This is a genomic window from Pseudomonas gingeri (assembly GCF_013385425.1).
Lineage (GTDB): Bacteria > Pseudomonadota > Gammaproteobacteria > Pseudomonadales > Pseudomonadaceae > Aquipseudomonas > Aquipseudomonas gingeri_D.
In genome coordinates this window covers 14,081-32,813 of record NZ_JACAQA010000013.1, presented here as the reverse complement: position 1 = coordinate 32,813, position 18,733 = coordinate 14,081, and the positions used below count along the sequence as shown (strand labels likewise).

Below are 18,733 nucleotides of genomic sequence, written 5' to 3'. Positions count from 1 at the left end.
TGAAACTTTCATTCAACATGTAGATGGATTTTACTCTGGCGCGTTGTGAATGATTTTCTGAATTAATAATCCTCCCCACGCTCGGTAATATCCTTCTCCACAGGGGGCGCATTGGGATCCTGGCCAGCCGGAAATTTCCCCTTGAGGTTCCAGGCAAAGGCAATGATCTCGGCGATGGTCCGGTACAACTCCTCCGGAATACTGTCGCCCAACTCCATCCGGGCCAGCAGTTTCACCAGCTCGGCATTCTCGTAGATCGGTACTTCATAGTCGCGGGCCAGCTTCAGGATGGCTTCGGCCAGCTCCTCGTCGCCCTTGGCGGTGAGGGTCGGGGCTTGTTGGCCGTCGTACTTGAGGGCAATGGCCTGGCGTGGGGTGTTGGGATTCTTCATGCGGTTTCGTCAACCCAGCGTTGGTCCAGTCGGGTTTGCTTGCCCTGGGGGGGCGTGCCCTGATGGCAATCGAGGTCGCTGACATTCAGGCCCGAGGCCCGCAGGCGTTCACGCAACTCGCCCAGTTGGCTGGCGATCAGGCTGGCGGTGTAGGGACGTTCGGCCCATAACTGGCTGGACAGGCTGCCCCGCACCAACTGTGCCTGGACTTGCAGCGGCCCCAGCGGTTCCAGGTCAAAGGCCAGCTCCACTCGCCACAGTTGTTCCTTCTGCTCGCGCTTTTCGCGTTTTTCCTGCTCGGGTGGCGGCTCCTTTTCCTCATGCTGGATCTTGATCTGCAAAGGCACGATGTCCTGCAGGTTGCGCATGGGGATTTCCAGCTGCCAGGTGGTCTGCAGATTGCCCTCGGGGGTGCGCCCGGTCTGTTCCAGGCTGGAAAGCTGATGGCTTTGCAGGCGCGAAACGGCGGCCGCGGCCAGGCGCAGGAGGCCTTCCAGGTCGCCATCGTCGGTGAGGCTTTGCAGCAGGCGCGAGGGCAGCGGAAAACTGATCGGCTGGGTCGGCTCGCCGACCTGGCCGAGGGTACCCAGGGCGCTGCGGACAAAGCCCGGGAGCGTGCGGGCGAGCAGCGCGCCGGCGGCTCCGGGGTCGAAGTTCGGGCTGCCGGGCAACTGCGGCATGATCTGGGCGATCAGGCGCAGCAGGTTGCTCTTGAGGTCGGGGGTCAGCGCCGGATTCTGCCCTTGCAACAGATTGGCTTCGAGAAACAGCCCGCTATTTTGCAGGGCCTGGGCGAGCCCTTTGGGGTTGCTCAACTGATTGACGTCAGGCAGGTCCGCCAGCAGGGTGTTGATGGCCGTGCGCAGGTCTTCGGGCAGCTCGGCGTTTTGGGACAGGTTCTGCAGCGTACTGACCAGGCTGTCGAGCGAGCCTTGCCGACCTTGCTGGGTGACCAACTGCTGGGCCACCGCCAATTGGTCCTGGCGGGCGGCCAACGGCACCAGGCTCAGGCTTTGCGCGTCCTGCACCAGGGCGCTCAGCAGGCTGCCGATACGCAGCGGCTGCGGGCTGTCGAGGGTCAGGGTGGTGCCGCTCAGGACCGTGTTGAGCAGGGTCACCAGCGAGCGATAGACCGCCGGTTGTCCGGGTGTCTGTGGCAGTAGCTGGGCGGTCATGACCTTGCCTTGCAGCAAGGTGCCGACCGGCAGTTGCGTGGTATCCAGACGGGTCAGGGCGGCGATGCTGGCACTCAGGGCCTGTTGCACGGTGATCGCCAGGTTGCCGGGCGTCGGTTGGGTCACGGCGACACTGGTGCCTTGTGGCAGCGGCAGGTTGCTGTTGACCTGCACGGTGGTCTGGCGACCGCTGTCGGTGGTGACCTTGAGCAGCATCTGGAAGGTCTGGTCGGTTTGCTTGAGCGAGAGGACTTCGGCCTCGGCACTCTGCCCGGGGGCGATCAGGCCTTCCAGCGGCGGCGTCAGCTGCAGCAGTTCGCTGGCCAGTTGCATCGGACGGCTGTTGGCCGGGATCAACTGGGGCAGGGGGAGGATGTTGATTTCGCCTGTCATCGGGTCGCAGCCTGTCGAAATAGCCCTCTTTGGAGTAGGGCATCGCATGTATAATGCCGCCCATCTCCGAAAGTGTGTCCAAAATAGCGCAAAAATTGACACAGCTCTGTAGGTCGAGCTGCAAAAGCATTTATTCTGCTTCACTTTAACGGCTGCGCCCGTGCCGACTTGAACTGTAAAAAGGCCTCGATTATTTGACCAGCCCTCTTCTAGAAGCCTTGGCGCTCGCCTGTGAACGGGACGGGCGGATGCTCTTCGAGCACCTCGAGTTGCAGCTGCGCCCCGGCGACCTCTTGCAGATCAGCGGCCCCAACGGCAGTGGCAAGACCAGCCTGTTGCGCCTGCTGGCCGGTCTGATGCAGCCGACCGCCGGGGTAGTACAGCTTGACGGGCAGCCGCTGAGTGCCCGGCGCAGCGAGCTGGCCCGCACCTTGTTGTGGATCGGTCACGCCGCCGGTATCAAGGACCTGCTGACCGCCGAAGAGAACCTCAGTTGGCTCTGTGCCCTGCATCAGCCGGCCGGGCGCGACGCGATCTGGCAGGCCCTGGCGGCGGTCGGGCTGCGGGGTTTCGAGGACGTCTCCTGCCATACCCTGTCCGCCGGCCAGCAGCGCCGTGTGGCCCTGGCCCGGTTGTACCTGGACAGCCCGCCGCTGTGGATTCTCGATGAACCCTTCACCGCCCTGGACAAGCAGGGGGTCGCCCAACTCGAAGAACACCTGGCCGGCCATTGCGAACGCGGTGGCATGGTCGTGCTGACCACCCATCACACGCTGACCCGGGTGCCGGCCGGTTACCGTGATCTTGACCTGGGACGGTGGGCCGCATGAGTGTCTTCGGTCTGTTGTTCGCCCGTGAAGCGCGGCTGCTGTTTCGCCGTCCGGCGGAACTGGCCAATCCCCTGGTGTTCTTCGCCATTGTGATTGCGCTGTTCCCGTTGGCGGTCGGTCCCGAGACAAATATGTTGCAAACCTTGTCTCCGGGACTGGTCTGGGTGGCGGCCCTGTTGTCGGTCCTGCTCTCGCTGGACGGGCTGTTTCGCAGTGATTTCGAGGACGGATCCCTGGAACAGTGGGTCCTTTCGTCGCACCCCCTGGCCCTTCTGGTTTTGGCCAAGGTACTGGCACACTGGGTTTTTTCCGGCCTGGCCCTGGTCCTGCTCGCGCCTTTGCTGGCGCTGATGCTCGGATTACCAACGGCTTGCTTGCCGGTGCTGCTGTTATCGCTACTCTTGGGTACGCCGGTACTGAGTCTGCTCGGTGCGGTGGGGGCGGCCCTGACGGTGGGATTGAAGCGCGGTGGTCTATTGTTGGCCCTGCTGATCCTGCCGCTGTATATCCCGGTCCTGATTCTTGGCAGCGGGGCCTTGCAGGCTGCGTTGCAGGGCATGCCGGCCACCGGTTACCTGCTCTGGCTGGGCAGCCTGGCTGCCCTGGCGGTGACCCTGACACCTTTTGCAATAGCGGCTGGCCTGAAGATCAGCGTCGGCGAATAATGAGGTCTGGTCCGTTGATGACCAGCGAAGACCCTGGATGTACCGTGATGAACTGGACTTGGTTTCATAAGCTGGGCTCGCCCAAATGGTTCTATGGCATCAGTGGGCGCCTGCTGCCCTGGCTGAGCGTGGCCGCCGTGCTGCTGATCGGCACCGGCGTGGTCTGGGGCCTGGCCTTCGCGCCGCCGGACTACCAGCAGGGCAACAGCTTTCGCATCATCTACATCCACGTGCCGGCAGCCATGCTGGCCCAGTCCTGCTATGTGATGCTGGCGGTCTGCGGTGTGGTGGGGCTAGTGTGGAAGATGAAGCTGGCCGACGTCGCGTTGCAATGCGCCGCGCCTATCGGTGCCTGGATGACCGCCGTGGCCCTGATTACCGGGGCCATCTGGGGCAAGCCGACCTGGGGCGCGTGGTGGGTCTGGGATGCGCGGCTGACGTCGATGCTGATTCTGTTGTTCCTCTATTTCGGCCTGATCGCCCTGGGCAACGCCATCACCAATCGCGACAGCGCCGCCAAGGCCTGCGCGGTGCTGGCGATTGTCGGGGTGATCAATATCCCGATCATCAAATACTCGGTGGAGTGGTGGAGCACCCTGCACCAGGGCTCGACCTTCAGCCTGACCGAAAAACCCGCCATGCCTGCTGAAATGTGGCTGCCGCTGTTGCTGACGGTGCTGGGGTTCTACTGTTTCTTCGGCGCCGTGGTGCTGCTGCGCATGCGCCTTGAAGTACTCAAGCGCGAGGCCCGGGCCAGTTGGGTCAAGGCTGAAGTCCTGAACGAGCTGGGGGTGGCTCGATGAGTTTTGCCACCTTCGGCGATTTTCTCGCCATGGGCCATCACGGCCTGTATGTCTGGTCGGCCTACGGTATCTGCCTGGCTGTACTGGCCTTGAACGTCGCGGCGCCGATCCTGGCTCGGCGGCGTTACCTGCAACAAGAGGCGCGTCGTCTGCGCCGGGAGAATGCCAAGTGAACCCGCTGCGCAAAAAGCGCCTGATCATTATCCTCGCCATCCTGGTCGGCGTCGGCGCCGCCGTGGGCCTGGCCTTGAGTGCACTGCAGGAAAATATCAACCTGTTCTACACTCCGACCCAGATCGCCAATGGCGACGCCCCCCATGGCACGCGGATTCGCGCCGGCGGCATGGTGGAGAAGGGCTCGCTGCAACGTTCCGGCGATTCGCTGGACGTGAAGTTCGTGGTCACCGATTTCAACAAGTCCGTCACCATTACCTATCGCGGCATCCTTCCGGACCTGTTCCGCGAAGGGCAGGGCATTGTTGCCCTCGGCAAGCTGAACGCCGATGGCGTGGTGGTGGCCGATGAAGTGCTGGCCAAGCACGATGAGAAATACATGCCTCCGGAAGTCACCAAGGCGTTGAAAGACAGCGGTCAATCCGCCCCGACACAAGCCAAGGAGGGTTGATCGATGATTCCTGAGTTGGGCCATCTGGCCATGATCCTCGCGCTGTGCTTCGCCCTGGTGCAGGCCACCGTCCCGCTGTTCGGCGCCTGGCGCGGTGATCGCCTGTGGATGAGCCTGGCGCGGCCGGCGGCCTGGGGGCAGTTCTCCTTCCTGGTGTTCGCCTTCGGGGTACTGACCTACGCCTTCATGACCGACGACTTCTCCGTCAGTTATGTCGCCAACAACTCCAACAGCGCCTTGCCCTGGTACTTCAAGTTCAGCGCGGTATGGGGCGCCCATGAAGGTTCACTGCTGCTCTGGGCCCTGATCCTCGGTGGCTGGACCTTTGCCGTGTCGGTCTTCTCCCGGCAGTTACCCCAGGTGATGCTGGCCCGGGTATTGGCGGTGATGGGCATGATCAGCACCGGCTTCCTGCTGTTCCTGATCCTGACGTCCAACCCGTTCTCACGGATCCTGCCGCAGATTCCGGCGGACGGTCGCGACCTCAACCCGTTGCTGCAGGACGTCGGCCTGATCGTCCATCCACCGATGCTCTATATGGGCTATGTCGGTTTCTCGGTGGCCTTCGCCTTTGCCATCGCCGCCTTGCTTGGCGGGCGTCTTGATGCCGCCTGGGCGCGCTGGTCGCGGCCTTGGACCATCGTCGCCTGGGCGTTCCTGGGGGTGGGTATCACCCTCGGTTCCTGGTGGGCTTACTATGAACTCGGCTGGGGTGGCTGGTGGTTCTGGGATCCGGTGGAAAACGCTTCGTTCATGCCCTGGTTGGTGGGCACGGCGCTGATCCACTCCCTGGCGGTCACGGAAAAGCGCGGGGTGTTCAAGAGCTGGACCGTGCTCCTGGCGATTGCGGCGTTTTCCCTGAGCTTGCTGGGGACCTTCCTGGTGCGTTCCGGCGTGCTGACTTCGGTACACGCCTTCGCCTCCGACCCGGCACGAGGTGTGTTTATCCTGATCTTCCTGCTGTTCGTGGTCGGCGGTTCGCTGACCCTGTTCGCCCTGCGCGCGCCGGTGGTGAAAAGCCATGTGGGCTTCAACCTGTGGTCGCGGGAAACCCTGCTGCTGGGCAACAACCTGGTGCTGGTGGTGGCGGCCTCGATGATCCTGCTGGGCACCTTGTATCCGTTGGTGCTCGATGCCCTCAGTGGCGCCAAGCTGTCGGTCGGCCCGCCGTACTTCAATGCCTTGTTCATTCCGTTGATGGCCTTGCTGATGGTGGTGATGGCGATCGGCGTGCTGGTGCGCTGGAAAGACACCCCGGTGAAATGGCTGGTGGGCATGCTGACCCCGGTGCTGTTGGGCAGCGTTGCCCTGGCGGTGGTGGCCGGGCTGGTCTACGGCGATTTCAACTGGGCGGTGCTGGCGACCTTCCTGCTGGCGGCCTGGGTGCTGCTGGCCGGGGTACGCGACATCCTCGACAAGACACGCAACAAAGGCCTGATCAAGGGCTTGCCGAGCCTGACCCGCAGCTATTGGGGCATGCAGTTGGCGCACCTGGGCATCGCGGTCTGCGCCCTGGGTGTGGTGCTGTCGAGCCAGGAAAGCGCCGAGCGTGACCTGCGCATGGCGCCGGGCGAGTCCATGGAACTGGGCGGCTATCACTTCATCTTCGAAGGCGCCAAGCATGTCGAAGGGCCGAACTTCACCTCGGACAGAGGCACGATCCGGGTGATTGAAAACGGCAAGGAAGTGGCGCTGCTGCACCCGGAGAAACGCCTGTACACCGTGCAGCAATCGATGATGACCGAAGCCGGGATCGACGCCGGTTTCACCCGTGACCTCTATGTCGCCCTCGGCGAACCACTGGAAAACGGCGCCTGGGCGGTACGGGTACACGTCAAGCCGTTCGTGCGCTGGATCTGGTTCGGCGGCCTGCTGACCGGTTTGGGCGGTGCACTGGCGGCCCTGGACCGGCGTTATCGGGTCAAGGTGAAAAGCCGCGTGCGTGAAGCGCTGGGCATGAGTGGAGCGACTGCATGAAGCGTTGGTTGATGGTATTGCCGCTGGCGGCGTTCCTGGTGATGGCGGTGTTCCTCTATCGCGGCTTGTACCTCGATCCGTCCGAGCTGCCGTCGGCGATGATCGGCAAGCCGTTCCCAGCGTTCGCGTTGCCCGACGTGCAGGGTGACAAGAAGCTGACCGTGGCCGACCTGCAAGGCAAGCCGGCGCTGGTGAATGTCTGGGGGACCTGGTGCATTTCCTGCCGGGTCGAGCATCCGGTGCTGAACAAACTGGCCCAGCAGGGCGTGCTGATCTACGGCATCAACTACAAGGATGACAATGCCGAGGCGCTGAAGTGGCTGAAGGAATTCCATAACCCCTACCAGCTGAATATCCGCGACGAGCAGGGCACCCTGGGCCTGGACCTGGGGGTGTACGGCGCGCCGGAGACCTTCTTTATCGACGGCAAGGGCGTGATTCGCTACAAGCACGTCGGGGTGATCGACGAGACGGTCTGGCGTGAACAACTGGCGACGGTGTATCAGTCGCTGGTGGACGAGGGCCGGCCATGAAGCGCTGGTTAGCCGCGGTCCTCCTGGGCCTGAGTCTGGTTGGCGTGGCCCATGCCGCCATCGACACCTATGAGTTTGCCAACGACGCCGAGCGTGAACGTTTTCGCGACCTGACCAAGGAACTGCGCTGCCCCAAGTGCCAGAACCAGGACATCGCCGATTCCAACGCGCCGATTGCCGCCGACCTGCGCCGGGAGATTTTCCGCATGCTCGGCGAGGGCAAGGACAATCAGCAGATCATCGACTTCATGGTCGACCGTTATGGCGACTTTGTGCGCTATAAGCCGGCCCTGAGCGGCAAGACCGCCTTGCTCTGGTTCGGCCCGGCCGGCCTGCTGCTGGGGGGCTTTGTCGTGATCGCGGTGATCGTCCGCCGTCGTCGTGCCGAGGGCGCTGCCGCCCCGGACGCGCTTTCCGCCGAGGAGCGCCAGCGCCTCGACCACCTGCTGGATAAGAAAACCGAATGATTGATTTCTGGCTCGCTACAGGTCTGTTGTTACTGATTGCCCTGAGTTTTCTGTTGATTCCGATTTTGCGTGAACGCCGCGTGCAGCGCGAGGAAGACCGCACCGCGTTGAACGTCGCCCTCTACCAGGAGCGTGTCGCCGAGTTGCAGGCGCAGCAGGTTGAAGGCGTGCTCAGCGCCGAACAGATGGACAGCGGTCGGGCGGAAGCCGCGCGTGAGTTGCTGGCCGATACCGAAGGTGTGGCACCGGCCCGTGTCTCGCGACTGGGCAAGCCATTGCCGTTGCTGGCGGCGCTGCTGGTACCGGTGCTGGGGTTGGCGCTGTACCTGCATTTCGGCGCCAGCGACAAGGTCGAACTGACCCGCGAATTCGCCCAGGCACCGCAGTCCGTGGAAGAGATGACCCGGCGTCTGGAACGGGCGGTGGCGGCCCAGCCGGATTCGGCCGAGGGCCTGTATTTCCTCGGGCGTGCCTATATGGCCCAGGACCGTGCGGCCGATGCGGCGAAGGTCTTCGAACGTACGGTCAAGGTGGCTGGGCGCCAGCCGGAGTTGCTCGGGCAGTGGGCCCAGGCGCAATACTTCGCCGATGGCAAGCAGTGGTCGCCGCAGGTCCAGGCGCTGACCGACGAAGCCCTCAAGATCGATCCGAAGGAAGTTACCAGCCTGGGTCTGCTGGGGATCGCGGCGTTTGAAGGGCAGCGTTACCAGGAGGCCATCGACTATTGGAAACGCCTGCTGGCGCAATTGCCGCCGGACGACAATTCCCGTGCCGCGTTGCAGGGCGGTATCGACCGTGCCAGTGAGAAGTTGGTGGCGAGCGGTGGCAAGGTCGCGGTCGTCGAGCGGCCTGTGGTCAAGGGCGCGCTGTTGAAAGTGCGGGTCGATCTGGCGGCGGAGTTGAAAGCCAAGGTCCGGCCGGGCGACAGCGTCTTTATCTTCGCTCGTGCCACCCAGGGCCCGCCTGCGCCGCTGGCGGCCAAGCGCCTGACGGTCGCCGACCTGCCGGCCACCGTCGAGTTGGGTGATGCGGACGCGATGATGCCGCAATTGAAACTGTCGAACTTTCCTGAAGTCCAACTGGTTGCACGGGTATCCCGCGCCGGCCAACCGACGGCGGGCGAGTGGATCGGGCGCAGCCAGCCGTTGGCCAGCAGCACCGCCGCGCAACAGAACCTGACCATCGACAGCCCGGATAAATAGAGAATTCGCCATGACCGCCATCGCTCGCCTCACCCTGTTAACGCTGGTCCTGGGGTTGAGCGCTTGTGCGGTCCATCGCCCGCCGCCGGAGGGGCCGACAATCCCGCCTTCCGGTCCGACGACCCAACCTTATCCATCGGGTACGCCGAGTAAACCTATCTCACCGGGCAAACCACGTCCGAGCTTCTCGCCGACGTTTGCTCCGCCACCGGGCGGTAACAGCCATTGGGATGGGCAGATGGGCGTCTATGTCCTCGACAACCAGACCAACACCTTCTATCGCCAGCGCACCTACTACCGTTGGAACAATGGCTGGAGCCGCTCCATCAGCCCCAACGGGCCATGGGAAGACACCGATATCCATGGCGTGCCGCCGGGGCTGGGCAAGCAGTTCGGTCAGTGAGTGAGAACGGCGATCTTTAGAGATCGCCGTTTTTTTTGAGGTTATTTCAGATTTCGTCAATTGGCGTATCGATCAGCCGATGCCTGAAGTGCTGTGATCAAAGCATGGGACGGTAGGCCAGCAGTGCCTTTACCGTTTGAACCAGGCCTTGTCGGAAAAGAATATCGAGATAGTCGTCAACACAAAGGGGCGGCGTCTTGAGCTGATGGCGTTGACGCTGGGCGGCGCAAATCACGGCAGCCAGGACATGGCGGTCATCGGCGTCAGGTAACGAGAGCCCTTGGATCAAAGCCTCGTACCCCGTGACTTCACCATCGGGGATTGCACGATCCATCAGCATGGAGGTGCGGTCCAGTTGTTCAAGCGTAAGGTCCGGGCGATTTACCGCAAAGGCGATATTTTCATCCCCCGAATCCCGTTATCAGCGCTATAACAGTCCTGTTGAATTGAGAACTGTTTATCTCCCCACCCAAGGAACCTGACGTCCCATGAATTCGATTTTCGGCAAATTGGCCCGCCGCAGTGCGTTGGCCTCGGCGATGAGTCTGGCGGTATTGATGTCTGTTGGTCTTGCCCAGGCCGCTGATGCCCCGGCCCAGCGGGTGGCGGTGCGCGGTGAAATCACGGCGCTCGACGGCGATGCGCTCAAGGTGCATACCATCGCTAATGAGGATGTCACGGTCGGCCTGACCAAGGACACCCAGGTTCGCGGTGTGACCCTCGCGACTCTCTCGGATATCAAGCCCGGCAGCTACATCGGCACGGCGGCGATGCCTGGCCCGGATGGCACGCTGACGGCGATGGAAGTTCATGTATTCCCACCGGAGATGGCTGGTACCGGAGACGGTCACCGTCCTTTCGATCTGGCCCAGGGCAGCACCATGACCAATGGCCGGGTGGGTGAGCTGAAGGTCGCCAATGGGCGGACCCTGACCCTGAGCTACAAAGGCGGGGAGAAGAAGATCGTGGTGCCGGAGGGCGTGCCTGTGGTCAACCTGGTGCCAGGCGATCGCAGCCTGCTCAAGCCGGGGGTGAAGGTGGTGCTGTTTGCCCAGCAGGGCGCGGATGGCAAGCTGACGGCGGCGGGGATTTCAGCGGGTAAGGATGGGGTCAAGCCGCCGATGTAAGGACGGCGTTATCTTGAAAACACCCTTGATGCTGTAGGAGCCGGCTTGCTGGCGATGGCGGCCAATCAGGCGATGCAAGGCTCACTGGCCTCATCGCCAGCAAGCCGGCTCCTACAGGTTTCGCGGTGTTTTCAATGCCGGGTGGTATCAGTTACTTGCCGTTATAGATCTGATCGAACACACCACCATCATTGAAGTGGGTTTTCTGCACCGTGCGCCAGTCGCCGAAGGTCTTCTCCACCGAGAGGAAGTCGACTTTCGGGAAGCGGTCGGTGAACTTGGCCAGCACCTGCGGATCACGCGGGCGCAGGTAGTTGTTGGCGGCGATTTCCTGGCCTTCCGGCGACCACAGGTACTTCAGGTATTCTTCGGCCGCCGCGCGGCTGCCCTTCTTGTCGACCACCTTGTCCACCACGCTCACCGGCGGCTCGGCCTCGGCGGACACGCTTGGGTAGACCACTTCGAATTGATCGCGACCGAACTCGCGGGCAATCATTTCCGCTTCGTTCTCGAAGGTCACCAGCACATCGCCGATCTGGTTGGTCATAAAGGTGGTGGTCGCCGCGCGGCCGCCGGTATCCAGCACCGGAGCCTGCTTGAACAGCTTGCCGACAAACTCCTTGGCCTTGTTCTCGTCACCGCCGTTCTTCAGCACATAACCCCAGGCCGACAGGTAGGTGTAGCGGCCGTTACCCGAGGTCTTGGGGTTCGGGACGATCACCTGGACACCGTCCTTGAGCAGGTCCGGCCAGTCTTTCAGGGCCTTGGGGTTGCCCTTGCGCACGATAAACACGGTGGCGGAGGTGAACGGCGCACTGTTGTTCGGCAGGCGGGTGACCCAGTTGTCCGGCACCAGCTTGCCGTTGTCCACCAGGGCATTGATGTCGGTGGCCATGTTCATGGTGATCACGTCCGCCGGCAGGCCGTCGATAACCGAACGCGCCTGTTTGCTGGAGCCGCCGAAGGACATCTGCAAGGTGATGTTTTCATTGTGCTCGGCCTGCCAGTGTTTCTGGAATGCCGCGTTGTAGTCCTTGTAGAAGTCACGCATCACGTCGTAGGAAACGTTCAGCAAGGTCGGTGCGGCCTGAGCCAGGCTGCCAAAGGCCAGGCCAGCGGCCAGAAGTGAAGCGCCAAAGAGTTTTTTCACTGCGCAGTCCTTGTTTCAGCTGAGAGAGGGGCAATTTGCCAGCAACTATAACGGCGCTGACATAGTCACTTAAAGATTAAAAAATGCTTTGCTTATTCTATTTTCTTGTATAGAGAATTCCCACAGCGAGAGCAGAAAGAGGCTTCCGGCTCGTGGCTGTTTTTTCCGCAAACCGGGCAGTCGTGCTTGTGGGAATCGCCGCGCATGGCGCTGGCCAGTTCGGCGGTGAAGATCCCGGTGGGCACGGCGATGATCGAGTAACCGGTGATCATCACCAGGGAGGAAATCACCTGGCCCAACACGGTCTTGGGCACGATATCGCCATAACCCACGGTGGTGAGGGTAACGATAGCCCAGTAGATGCCCTTGGGAATGCTGGTAAAGCCATGCTCCGGGCCTTCGACCACGTACATCAGGGTGCCGAACACGATCACCAGGGTGCAGACGCTGAGCAGGAACACCAGGATCTTCTGCTTGCTGCCGCGCAGGGCGTCGAGCAGGTAGTGCGCCTGTTTCAGGTACGGGCCGAGCTTGAGGACCCGGAAGATCCGCAGCATGCGGATGATACGGATGATCAGCAGGTACTGGGCGTCGCTGTAGTAGAGGGCGAGGATCCCCGGCACGATGGCCAGCAGGTCCACCAGCCCGTAGAAGCTGAAGGCGTAGCGCAGCGGCCGTGGCGAGCAGTACAGGCGCAGCAGGTACTCGACGGCGAAGATGAAGGTGAAGCCCCATTCTATGTAGGCCAGGGGGGCGGCGAAGGTCTGGTGAAAACTCTCGATGCTGTCGAGGATCACGATCACCAGGCTGGCGAGGATGATCAGCAGCAGGGTCTTGTCGAAACGCCTGCCGGCGACGGTGTCGGATTGGAAAACCATGACGTAGAGCCGCTGGCGCCAGTCGTTGTTGCTATTCATGAGGTGTTGCCCAAGCTTATGGATGTGGGAAGCGTGGGGGATTGCCGATCAATGCGCAAGCCGGCGGTCTTGGCAGTTGTCGTCGCTGGCCTGGCGTAGCACGCGGGCTCCGGCCCGGATTAGCCAGCAGGCGAGGATAAAGGGGGCGGTCAGCGTGGCCAGGCCGAGGGCGGCAAAGCCCGGTGTCAGCACGCTCGCCAGGAGCATGCCGATCAGCGCGGGCCAGGGGGCGCGCTGTTGCTGGCTCAGGGCGAGCGCGACCAGCGCCGGGTTGTAGCCGGCGAGGCCGAGCTGGGTGGGTGACGCAGGATCATGCAGGAGGGCGAAGGCCAGCCCGACGGTGCTGCCGAGGACCGCCCAGACGGCTGCGCGGCGATTGGCGATCAGCAGTCCAATGAAGATCGACAAGGCCGCCAGGGGCTGGTCGAGGAACATGATCTGGCCCAGGCCCATGAAGGCGGCGTTGGCGTAGGCGAAGGTGTCTGCGAGGGGGAGTGGCGAGCTGCTTGTCGGGTCATGGGTTGTGAACGCCAGCAGCAACCAGCTCAGGCCGACAAAGGGCGCGGTGTAGGCGGGCAGGCTTTGAACGTCGCCGGTGTGTTTGAGCCATTGCCGGACCAGGATCGCGCTCAGGCCGGAGGCGGCGATGATCAGTGGCGGGATCAGTATCGACCGGGGAAACTGCAGGCTGATCAGTAGGCCCAGCAGTACGCCGTTATAGCTGTAGAGACCGGCCTGGCGCTCGGCCTTGGGGTAGCTGCGACGCTGGGCGGTGAGCAGGCCGGCAAGGCCGCCGAGTAACGCGCCGCCAACCAGGCTCGGTGCCGCCAGAAGTATTGCCAGCAGGCAGCACAGGCCGCAGAGCGGATGGCGCTGGAGGAAGATCTGGCTGAAGCCGTTGAGCAGGGCGGTTGCCCAGTCGGGGCAGTGGGGTGTGCTGGGGATCTTCGGCATGGTGGGGTGTCAGGGGGATTCTTTGGGGGCGCAAGACCGCTTTCGCGAGCAAGCTCTGCTCCTACAGGATCTGTGCTCGACGCTACATTGTGGGAGCCAGCTTGCTGGCGATGGCGGCTGATCAGGCGATGCAAGGCTCATGGGCCTCATCGCCGGCAAGCCGGCTCCTACAGTTGACCGCGTTGAGCCGGGAGGGGCCTAGCGCTCGCGAATCGAGAAGTTCGCCATATGCTCCAGTCCCTTGATCAGTGCCGAATGGTCCCACTGGCTGCCGCCGATCGCCGCGCAAGTGTTGAATACCTGCTGGGCATTGGCGGTATTGGGCAGGTTGATATTCAGCTCGCGGGCACCGGCCAGGGCCAGGTTCAGGTCCTTCTGGTGCAGGCTGATGCGGAAGCCCGGGTCGAAGGTGCCCTTGATCATGCGTTCGCCATGTACTTCGAGGATTTTCGACGAGGCAAAGCCGCCCATCAGCGCTTCACGTACCTTGGCCGGGTCGGCGCCGTTTTTCGCGGCGAACAACAGTGCCTCGGCCACCGCCTGGATATTCAGGGCGACAATGATCTGGTTCGCCACCTTGGCGGTCTGACCGTCGCCGTTGCCGCCCACCAGGGTGATGTTCTTGCCGATGTTCTGGAACAGCGGCAGGGCGCGAGCGAAGGCCTGGGCGTCGCCGCCGACCATGATGCTCAGGGTCGCGGCCTTGGCGCCGACTTCACCGCCGGACACCGGGGCGTCGAGGTACTGCGCGCCTTTCTCGTTGATCCTGGCCGCGAACGCCTTGGTCGCGGTGGGCGAGATCGAGCTCATGTCGATGACGATCTTGCCCGGACCGACGCCGGCGGCAATCCCGTCGGCACGGAACAGCACGTCCTCGACCTGCGGGGTATCCGGCACCATGACGATGATGAACTCGGCTTCCTGGGCGACTTCCTTCGGGCTCGCCAGGGCCACCGCGCCGGCGCTGATCAGGTCGACCGGCGCGGCGTCGTGCTGGTTGGACAGGAACAGGCTGTGACCTGCCTTTTGCAGATTGGCGGCCATGGGATGCCCCATGATGCCGGTGCCGATAAAACCGATTTTAGCCATGACAACGTCCTCTTTTTCTTATGTCGCGTTATGGGTTTTCAACCAGCCCAGCCCGGCTTCGGTGCTGGTCAGCGGTTTGTATTCGCAACCGACCCAGCCCTGATAACCGATGCGGTCCAGGTGCTCGAACAGGAATCGATAGTTGATCTCTCCGGTCCCCGGCTCATGCCGCCCGGGGTTGTCGGCCAACTGCACATGGTTGATCTCGGCCAGGTGGTCGGACAGGCTCCGCGCCAGGTCACCTTCCATGATCTGCATGTGGTAGATGTCGTATTGCAGGAACAGGTTGGCGCTGCCCACCTGATGGCGGATCGACAGGGCCTGGGCCGTGGTGTTCAGGTAGAAACCGGGGATGTCGCGGGTGTTGATGGCTTCCATCACCAGACGGATGCCGACGGCTTCAAGCTTGCCGGCGGCGTACTTGAGGTTGTCGACGAAGGTCTTTTCCAGCACGGCGTCGTCGACACCCTGGGGGCGGATGCCGGCCAGGCAGTTGATCTGGGTATTGCCCAGCACTTGCGCATAGGCGATGGCCAGGTCGACCCCGGCACGGAACTCCTCGACCCGGTCCGGGTGGCAGGCAATCCCGCGTTCGCCCTTGGCCCAGTCGCCGGCCGGCAGGTTGAACAGCACCTGGGTCAGGCCGTGGGCATCCAGTTGCGCCTTGATCTCGGCGGAGCTGAAGTCGTAGGGGAACAGGTATTCCACACCGCTGAAACCAGCCTCGGCGGCGGCCTTGAAACGGGCCAGGAAATCCTCTTCGGTGAACAGCATGGACAGGTTGGCGGCAAAGCGTGGCATGGGAATCTCCTGGCGAATCGATACAAAGCGTTTGGACGGGCTGCAGGCGCAGCGATAGCGGCAGTGAAGGTGATATCGACTGCGCTGGCAAGCCCGTCCCTACGCGGGTGTGGGATCAGTCGAGCAAGGCAATCGCCGTCGGCGCATCGTTGCCGACCAGCGCCAGGTCTTCGAACTCGTTGATGGCGTTGATCTCGGTGCCCATGGAAATATTGGTCACCCGCTCCAGGATGATCTCGACAATCACCGGCACCCTGAACTCCTCGATCATCGCCTGGGCCTGACGCAGCGCACCCTGGATCTGATCCGGCTCGAACACCCGCAAGGCCTTGCAACCCAGGCCCTCGGCGACGGCGACGTGGTCCACGCCATAACCGTTGAGCTCCGGTGCGTTGAGGTTGTCGAAAGACAATTGCACGCAGTAGTCCATGTCGAAGCCGCGCTGGGCCTGGCGAATCAGTCCCAGGTAGGAGTTGTTCACCACCACGTGGATATACGGCAGCTTGAACTGCGCGCCCACCGCCAGTTCCTCGATCATGAACTGGAAGTCATAGTCGCCGGACAGTGCCACGACCTTGCGCGATGGGTCGGCCTTGACCACCCCCAGCGCGGCCGGAATGGTCCAGCCCAGGGGCCCGGCCTGGCCGCAGTTGATCCAGTGCCGTGGTTTGTAGACATGGAGGAACTGCGCGCCGGCAATCTGCGACAGACCGATGGTGCTGACGTAGCAGGTGTCCTTGCCGAACACCTGGTTCATCTCTTCATAGACGCGCTGGGGTTTGACCGGCACGTTGTCGAAGTGGGTCTTGCGCTGCAGGCTGGCCTTGCGCTGCTGGCAATCGGCAAGCCAGGCACTGCGGTCCTTCAGCTTGCCGGCGGCCTGCCATTCACGGGCCACTTCGATAAATACCGTCAGGGCCGCGGCAGCGTCGGACACGATGCCCAGGTCCGGGGTGAATACGCGGCCGATCTGGGTCGGCTCGATGTCCACGTGAATGAAGGTGCGTCCTTCGGTGTAGACCTCCACGGAACCGGTGTGACGGTTGGCCCAGCGGTTGCCGATACCCAGCACCACATCGGACTTGAGCAGCGTGGCGTTGCCGTAGCGGTGGGAGGTTTGCAGCCCGACCATGCCGACCATCAGCGGGTGATCGTCAGGGATCGTGCCCCAGCCCATCAGGGTCGGGATCACCGGAATGCCGGTCAGTTCGGCGAACTCCACCAGCAGTTCGCTGGCATCGGCATTGATGATGCCGCCACCGGCCACCAGCAGCGGGCGTTCGGCCTGGTCGAGCAGGGCCAGGGCCTTCTCGACCTGAATCCGTGTGGCGCCTGGCTTGGCCAGGGGCAGTGGTTGGTAGGCGTCGATATCAAATTCGATTTGCGCCATCTGCACATCGAACGGCAGGTCGATCAGCACCGGGCCGGGGCGGCCGGAGCGCATTTCATAAAAGGCTTTCTGGAAGGCGTAGGGCACCTGGCCGGGTTCGAGCACGGTGGTCGCCCACTTGGTCACCGGCTTGACGATGCTGGTGATGTCCACGGCCTGGAAGTCTTCCTTGTGCAAGCGTGCCCGCGGTGCCTGGCCGGTGATGCAGAGGATCGGGATCGAGTCGGCGCTGGCGCTGTACAGGCCGGTGACCATATCGGTGCCGGCCGGGCCCGAGGTGCCGATGCACACGCCGATATTGCCGGCCTTGGTGCGGGTGTAACCCTCGGCCATGTGCGAGGCGCCTTCGACGTGGCGAGCAAGGACGTGATCGATACCGCCGAGCTTTTGCAGCGCGCTGTACAGCGGGTTGATCGCGGCACCGGGAATGCCGAAGGCAGTGTCCACGCCTTCGCGGCGCATCACCAGGACGGCGGCTTCGATTGCTCTCATTTTGCTCATTATTTTGTGCCTCTTGCGTTTTGTAATTGTATACAAGTTGCTGTGTGGCGAGTGTATTCACGCAGGGCGGCGCTGGTCAATGCCTTTTATAAAATGATTGGTGGATTCGTTCTGGGGCCGTTTCTCAAGGGTTTGATGAGTGTTTCTATATTTTTGTATACAAAAATATTTAACATTGTGTTCTATTTGTTTGGCCGAACTGCTTCTGAAAAGGAGCAGCGACGGCTCTCTCCTCACTCGATAAGGACGGCACCATGAGCGCTTTAACCTTGAACGTCGCAGTCAGTCTGGCCAGCGAGGCGATTGCCGCCGGCCGGGTCATTTCGGCAGCACCGCTGACCATTGCGGTGCTGGATGGCGGTGGTCACCTGGTGACACTGCAACGCGAGGATGGGGCGAGCCTGTTGCGTCCGCAGATCGCCATCGGCAAGGCCTGGGGCGCGATCGCCCTGGGCAAGGGCTCGCGCTTGCTGGCGTTGGATGCGCAGCAGCGACCGGCGTTTGTGGCGGCATTGAACAGCCTGGGGCAGGGCAGCGTGGTGCCGGCGCCGGGCGGGGTGTTGATTCGCGATCAGGAGGGGAAGGTGATCGGGGCCATCGGGATCAGCGGGGATACTTCGGATATCGATGAGCAGTGTGCGATCAGTGCAATCGAGGCGTTGGAGCTGGTGGCGGATGCCGGGGTGTCTGTCTGACTATCGATCCGGCTCGCAGCCCTTGAGCACCAACCGCACGATGGTCTGCGCCGCCGCTTCATAGTCGACGTCTTCCAGCTTGGCCTTGCCGGTGATCGAGGAGATCTGCCAGTCGAAATCGGCATAGGTCTGGGTCGCGGCCCAGATGCTGAACATCAGGTGATGGGGATCGAGCGGGGCGATCAGGCCGCGGTCGATCCAGGTCTGGATGCAGGCGATATTGTGTCGGGCCTGGGCATTGAGCTGCTCCACCTGCTCGGGGCTCAGGTGCGGCGCGCCGTGCATGATTTCGCTGGCGAAGACCTTGGAGGCGAACGGCAGGTCGCGGGAGATACGGATCTTCGAACGGATATAACCGGCCAGTACCTCGGCGGGCACGCCCGCGGGGTTGAAGGGGGTCGAGGCCTGGAGGATCGGCTCGATGATGCTTTCCAGCACCTCGCGGTAGAGGTTGTCCTTGGATTTGAAGTAGTAGTAGACGTTGGGCTTGGGTAGGCCGGCCTTGGCCGCGATATCGCTGGTCTTGGTGGCGGCGAAGCCCTTGTCGGCGAACTCTTCGCTGGCGGCGCGCAGGATCAGTTCACGGTTGCGTTCGCGGATGGTGCTCATAAACCAGGTTTTTCCTTGCCGGCCCGGGCGGTTGG

General features: G+C 62.6%; 22 protein-coding genes. 12 read left to right on the top strand and 10 right to left on the bottom strand.

Annotated elements, in window-relative coordinates:
• Window positions 1–62 precede the first annotated feature (62 nt).
• Together HX830_RS17655 and fliK are read right to left on the bottom strand one after the other, a co-directional pair.
• Window positions 63–392, bottom strand: a complete 330-nt coding sequence (locus HX830_RS17655) for an EscU/YscU/HrcU family type III secretion system export apparatus switch protein (protein ID WP_100940656.1) — start codon at window positions 390–392, stop codon at window positions 63–65.
• Window positions 389–1,960 (bottom strand): flagellar hook-length control protein FliK, encoded by a 1,572-nt coding sequence (gene fliK, locus HX830_RS17650; protein ID WP_177101558.1) that lies wholly within the window; start codon window positions 1,958–1,960, stop codon window positions 389–391. The genes HX830_RS17655 and fliK overlap by 4 nt, the downstream gene beginning before the upstream one ends.
• Window positions 1,961–2,208: 248 nt before the next feature.
• On the opposite strand from fliK, the gene ccmA reads away from it, so the two are divergent.
• Genes ccmA through HX830_RS17600 form a run of 10 tightly spaced genes read left to right on the top strand, consistent with a single transcriptional unit; the run spans window position 2,209 to window position 9,465 of the window.
• Complete coding sequence (gene ccmA, locus HX830_RS17645; RefSeq protein WP_248767642.1) at window positions 2,209–2,790, top strand: cytochrome c biogenesis heme-transporting ATPase CcmA; 582 nt, start codon at window positions 2,209–2,211, stop codon at window positions 2,788–2,790.
• Complete coding sequence (ccmB, locus tag HX830_RS17640; RefSeq protein ID WP_100940965.1) at window positions 2,787–3,455, top strand: heme exporter protein CcmB; 669 nt, start codon at window positions 2,787–2,789, stop codon at window positions 3,453–3,455. Before ccmA ends, ccmB begins: the two co-directional genes overlap by 4 nt.
• A 44-nt stretch (window positions 3,456–3,499) precedes the next feature.
• A complete protein-coding gene (locus tag HX830_RS17635) occupies window positions 3,500–4,258 on the top strand; it encodes a heme ABC transporter permease (RefSeq protein WP_177101554.1) in 759 nt (252 codons plus the stop codon).
• Window positions 4,255–4,431 (top strand): heme exporter protein CcmD, encoded by a 177-nt coding sequence (gene ccmD, locus HX830_RS17630; RefSeq protein WP_103499454.1) that lies wholly within the window; start codon window positions 4,255–4,257, stop codon window positions 4,429–4,431. Before HX830_RS17635 ends, ccmD begins: the two co-directional genes overlap by 4 nt.
• On the top strand, window positions 4,428–4,883 hold the full coding sequence (gene ccmE / locus HX830_RS17625; RefSeq protein ID WP_100940651.1) for a cytochrome c maturation protein CcmE: 456 nt from the start codon (window positions 4,428–4,430) through the stop codon (window positions 4,881–4,883). Before ccmD ends, ccmE begins: the two co-directional genes overlap by 4 nt.
• A gap of 3 nt (window positions 4,884–4,886) precedes the next feature.
• The gene (locus HX830_RS17620; RefSeq protein WP_103499455.1) at window positions 4,887–6,860 is read left to right on the top strand and encodes a heme lyase CcmF/NrfE family subunit; all 1,974 of its coding nucleotides are present in this window, start codon (window positions 4,887–4,889) and stop codon (window positions 6,858–6,860) included.
• Window positions 6,857–7,393, top strand: coding sequence for a DsbE family thiol:disulfide interchange protein (locus HX830_RS17615; protein WP_177101552.1), 537 nt, complete (start codon window positions 6,857–6,859; stop codon window positions 7,391–7,393). Before HX830_RS17620 ends, HX830_RS17615 begins: the two co-directional genes overlap by 4 nt.
• Window positions 7,390–7,860 carry a cytochrome c-type biogenesis protein gene (locus HX830_RS17610; RefSeq protein WP_177101550.1) on the top strand — a complete coding sequence of 157 codons (471 nt, stop codon included), beginning with the start codon at window positions 7,390–7,392 and terminating at the stop codon, window positions 7,858–7,860. The genes HX830_RS17615 and HX830_RS17610 overlap by 4 nt, the downstream gene beginning before the upstream one ends.
• A complete protein-coding gene (gene ccmI / locus HX830_RS17605) occupies window positions 7,857–9,062 on the top strand; it encodes a c-type cytochrome biogenesis protein CcmI (protein ID WP_177101548.1) in 1,206 nt (401 codons plus the stop codon). Before HX830_RS17610 ends, ccmI begins: the two co-directional genes overlap by 4 nt.
• Before the next feature lie 10 nt (window positions 9,063–9,072).
• Window positions 9,073–9,465, top strand: a complete 393-nt coding sequence (locus tag HX830_RS17600; protein WP_177101546.1) for a hypothetical protein — start codon at window positions 9,073–9,075, stop codon at window positions 9,463–9,465.
• 97 nt (window positions 9,466–9,562) lie between these two features.
• On the opposite strand, the gene HX830_RS17595 is transcribed toward HX830_RS17600, so the two are convergent.
• Window positions 9,563–9,805 (bottom strand): hypothetical protein, encoded by a 243-nt coding sequence (locus HX830_RS17595; RefSeq protein ID WP_152737032.1) that lies wholly within the window; start codon window positions 9,803–9,805, stop codon window positions 9,563–9,565.
• Window positions 9,806–9,953: 148 nt separating this feature from the next.
• Between HX830_RS17595 and HX830_RS17590 the strand changes: the two genes are divergently transcribed.
• Window positions 9,954–10,592: a DUF5666 domain-containing protein gene (locus tag HX830_RS17590; protein ID WP_177101544.1), complete on the top strand. Its 639-nt coding sequence runs from the start codon at window positions 9,954–9,956 to the stop codon at window positions 10,590–10,592.
• A 151-nt stretch (window positions 10,593–10,743) separates the two neighbouring features.
• Here the strand turns inward: HX830_RS17590 and HX830_RS17585 are convergent, their stop codons facing one another.
• The 6 genes from HX830_RS17585 to gcl form a co-directional block, all read right to left on the bottom strand.
• The gene (locus HX830_RS17585) at window positions 10,744–11,742 is read right to left on the bottom strand and encodes a sulfate ABC transporter substrate-binding protein (RefSeq protein ID WP_103496226.1); all 999 of its coding nucleotides are present in this window, start codon (window positions 11,740–11,742) and stop codon (window positions 10,744–10,746) included.
• Between the two features lie 92 nt (window positions 11,743–11,834).
• Complete coding sequence (locus HX830_RS17580) at window positions 11,835–12,659, bottom strand: ion transporter (protein ID WP_177101542.1); 825 nt, start codon at window positions 12,657–12,659, stop codon at window positions 11,835–11,837.
• 48 nt (window positions 12,660–12,707) lie between these two features.
• Window positions 12,708–13,613: an urea transporter gene (locus HX830_RS17575; RefSeq protein WP_177101540.1), complete on the bottom strand. Its 906-nt coding sequence runs from the start codon at window positions 13,611–13,613 to the stop codon at window positions 12,708–12,710.
• Between the two features lie 198 nt (window positions 13,614–13,811).
• Window positions 13,812–14,702 carry a 2-hydroxy-3-oxopropionate reductase gene (locus tag HX830_RS17570; protein ID WP_177101538.1) on the bottom strand — a complete coding sequence of 297 codons (891 nt, stop codon included), beginning with the start codon at window positions 14,700–14,702 and terminating at the stop codon, window positions 13,812–13,814.
• 18 nt (window positions 14,703–14,720) lie between these two features.
• Entirely contained in the window at window positions 14,721–15,503 is a 783-nt protein-coding gene (hyi, locus tag HX830_RS17565; RefSeq protein WP_177101536.1) for a hydroxypyruvate isomerase, read from the bottom strand.
• Between the two features lie 115 nt (window positions 15,504–15,618).
• Window positions 15,619–17,394, bottom strand: a complete 1,776-nt coding sequence (gene gcl, locus HX830_RS17560) for a glyoxylate carboligase (protein WP_177101534.1) — start codon at window positions 17,392–17,394, stop codon at window positions 15,619–15,621.
• Between the two features lie 254 nt (window positions 17,395–17,648).
• On the opposite strand from gcl, the gene HX830_RS17555 reads away from it, so the two are divergent.
• Window positions 17,649–18,089, top strand: coding sequence for a GlcG/HbpS family heme-binding protein (locus HX830_RS17555; protein WP_177101532.1), 441 nt, complete (start codon window positions 17,649–17,651; stop codon window positions 18,087–18,089).
• On the opposite strand, the gene HX830_RS17550 is transcribed toward HX830_RS17555, so the two are convergent.
• Complete coding sequence (locus tag HX830_RS17550) at window positions 18,090–18,698, bottom strand: TetR/AcrR family transcriptional regulator (RefSeq protein WP_100940637.1); 609 nt, start codon at window positions 18,696–18,698, stop codon at window positions 18,090–18,092.
• Window positions 18,699–18,733 lie beyond the last annotated feature (35 nt).

Bases quoted from the DNA above. Each gene is read 5' to 3' on its own strand.
- ccmD (WP_103499454.1), top strand. From the start codon at position 4,255: ATGAGTTTTGCCACCTTCGGCGATTTTCTCGCCATGGGCCATCACGGC.
- HX830_RS17590 (WP_177101544.1), top strand. From the start codon at position 9,954: ATGAATTCGATTTTCGGCAAATTGGCCCGCCGCAGTGCGTTGGCCTCG.
- HX830_RS17580 (WP_177101542.1), bottom strand. From the start codon at position 12,659: ATGAATAGCAACAACGACTGGCGCCAGCGGCTCTACGTCATGGTTTTC.
- HX830_RS17575 (WP_177101540.1), bottom strand. From the start codon at position 13,613: ATGCCGAAGATCCCCAGCACACCCCACTGCCCCGACTGGGCAACCGCC.
- fliK (WP_177101558.1), bottom strand. From the start codon at position 1,960: ATGACAGGCGAAATCAACATCCTCCCCCTGCCCCAGTTGATCCCGGCC.
- gcl (WP_177101534.1), bottom strand. From the start codon at position 17,394: ATGAGCAAAATGAGAGCAATCGAAGCCGCCGTCCTGGTGATGCGCCGC.
- HX830_RS17600 (WP_177101546.1), top strand. From the start codon at position 9,073: ATGACCGCCATCGCTCGCCTCACCCTGTTAACGCTGGTCCTGGGGTTG.
- HX830_RS17595 (WP_152737032.1), bottom strand. From the start codon at position 9,805: ATGCTGATGGATCGTGCAATCCCCGATGGTGAAGTCACGGGGTACGAG.
- HX830_RS17555 (WP_177101532.1), top strand. From the start codon at position 17,649: ATGAGCGCTTTAACCTTGAACGTCGCAGTCAGTCTGGCCAGCGAGGCG.
- HX830_RS17610 (WP_177101550.1), top strand. From the start codon at position 7,390: ATGAAGCGCTGGTTAGCCGCGGTCCTCCTGGGCCTGAGTCTGGTTGGC.
- HX830_RS17655 (WP_100940656.1), bottom strand. From the start codon at position 392: ATGAAGAATCCCAACACCCCACGCCAGGCCATTGCCCTCAAGTACGAC.
- ccmA (WP_248767642.1), top strand. From the start codon at position 2,209: ATGCTCTTCGAGCACCTCGAGTTGCAGCTGCGCCCCGGCGACCTCTTG.
- ccmB (WP_100940965.1), top strand. From the start codon at position 2,787: ATGAGTGTCTTCGGTCTGTTGTTCGCCCGTGAAGCGCGGCTGCTGTTT.
- ccmI (WP_177101548.1), top strand. From the start codon at position 7,857: ATGATTGATTTCTGGCTCGCTACAGGTCTGTTGTTACTGATTGCCCTG.
- HX830_RS17620 (WP_103499455.1), top strand. From the start codon at position 4,887: ATGATTCCTGAGTTGGGCCATCTGGCCATGATCCTCGCGCTGTGCTTC.
- HX830_RS17615 (WP_177101552.1), top strand. From the start codon at position 6,857: ATGAAGCGTTGGTTGATGGTATTGCCGCTGGCGGCGTTCCTGGTGATG.
- HX830_RS17550 (WP_100940637.1), bottom strand. From the start codon at position 18,698: ATGAGCACCATCCGCGAACGCAACCGTGAACTGATCCTGCGCGCCGCC.
- HX830_RS17570 (WP_177101538.1), bottom strand. From the start codon at position 14,702: ATGGCTAAAATCGGTTTTATCGGCACCGGCATCATGGGGCATCCCATG.
- hyi (WP_177101536.1), bottom strand. From the start codon at position 15,503: ATGCCACGCTTTGCCGCCAACCTGTCCATGCTGTTCACCGAAGAGGAT.